The sequence below is a fragment of the Thermogutta sp. genome (genome assembly GCF_039793925.1).
Classification (GTDB): Bacteria; Planctomycetota; Planctomycetia; order Pirellulales; family Thermoguttaceae; genus Thermogutta.
Genome location: NZ_JBAMME010000206.1, coordinates 16,441 through 18,206 on the forward strand (window position 1 = coordinate 16,441; position 1,766 = coordinate 18,206).

At 59.1% G+C, this 1,766-nt stretch carries 1 protein-coding gene; it reads left to right on the forward strand.

Features of this window, described 5'->3' with window-relative positions; translation table 11 throughout:
- On the forward strand, positions 1 to 1,766 hold a 1,766-nt coding region (locus tag ABJK56_RS08245; RefSeq protein ID WP_347244189.1), incomplete at both ends, for a hypothetical protein.

Sequence of the window (1,766 nt, forward strand, 5' to 3'; positions counted from 1 at the left end):
ACAGCATTCTCAATGTGCAGAACTGGCGGCTGTTCCGGAACGGACAGGAGGTGGTAGGTGCCGTTAAATCGGTGAGCTTCGGCCTGAATCCTGTCACCCGCAAATGGGAAGCGGTGCTGACGCTGGACGGCAATCCCGACAGCCCGATCAACGATCCATTGTCTTCAGGCGATTATCAACTTCTGGTTGGAGATTTGATGACGGATGCCTATCCGTTCTTCCGGGTCAGCGATCCCGTGATCGGATTCAAATTGGATGGAGATCGCGACGGAGTGCCGGGCACGGCGGCCGGGCTCGGTTTCGTGCGGACCTTCATTGTGGGGCAGGGTAGTGGGATCGGCCCTGGCACACCGGGTAATCCCGGCGATACGGATGTCAACCCCGTGGTGAACACCACGCTCGTCGGCGATCAGTCGCTACCGGCTGTGGCCATGAACGCGAATGGCGACTATGTCGTGGTATGGGTGAGCGTGGGACAGGGTGCCGACGCGAACACGACGAATACCAACATCATCGCGCAGCGCTACAATCGGCGTGGTGAACCGCAAGGGACTGAGTTCATCGTCAATACGTATGAGACGGGCAACCAGACCCAGCCCGCCGTTGCGATGGATAGCGCGGGGAATTTCATCGTGGTTTGGGCAGGCCAAGGTGCGGATGACGTGGACGGTGTCTGGGCGCGGATGTTCGACCGATTCGGCAATCCCCTGGGCGATCAGTTCCGCGTCAATCAGTTTCGTAACAATGCTCAGTACAACCCGCGCGTGGCTGTGAGTGCCTCGGGCACGTTCGTGGTGACATGGAGCAGCTATGGCCAGGACGGCGACAAGGACGGTGTTTATGCGCGATTGTACAATGCATACGGCCAGGCCCTTTCCGACGAATTCCGTGTCAACACCACCACAGCGAATTATCAGCGGAATTCCGACGTGGCCATGGACGACGCGGGTAACTTTGTGGTGACCTGGATGAGCTATGGCCAGGACGGCAGTGGTTATGCAGTGATTGGGCGGGTGTTCAATGCCAACGGTACCGCCCGAACTGGTGAAATCCGCCTGAACCAGTACACCAGCAATGACCAGATCGACCCGCGGGTCGCCATGGATCCCAATGGGAACTTTGTGGCAACCTGGGCGAGCTTCGGTCAGGACGGCAGTGGCTACGGCATCTACGCACGACTGTTCAATGCGAACGGTACGGCCCGGACCAACGAATTCCGGGTCAATCAGACGACCCTTCACTGGCAGGTCCAGCCGGATGTGGCCATGGATCGGTCCGGCAACTTCGCCATCGTGTGGATGACATCCGGTCAGGACAATGACCTCCAGAACGATTGGGGAATTTACGCCCGGATGTTCACCTCCAGCGGTACGGACTTCTATCTCCCACCGAAGGGATTCCTCGGTGAATTCCGGGTGAATGCGGCCGTGGCGGGGAATCAAACTGATCCGGCCGTCGCTATGGATGCAGTGGGGAACTTCGTGGTGGCATGGGCTGGCCCGTCCACGAATCCTGATCCCGTGGTCGCCGCTCAGAATGGAACCGACATCTTCACTCGGCTGATCGATCCGCCGACTGAGTTGACGCTCCAGGGGACTGCCGGAAACGACACGTTTGAATTCATCGCGGGCAGCAGCCTGGCCACGTCCACAATCAAAGTGAATGGCCAGGTCATCGCGCCTTCCACCTCTGTGTCCCGGCTCATTTTCGAGGCCGGAGACGGTCAGGACACTGTCATCGTGACCGGAACGAACGGCCAGGAAATC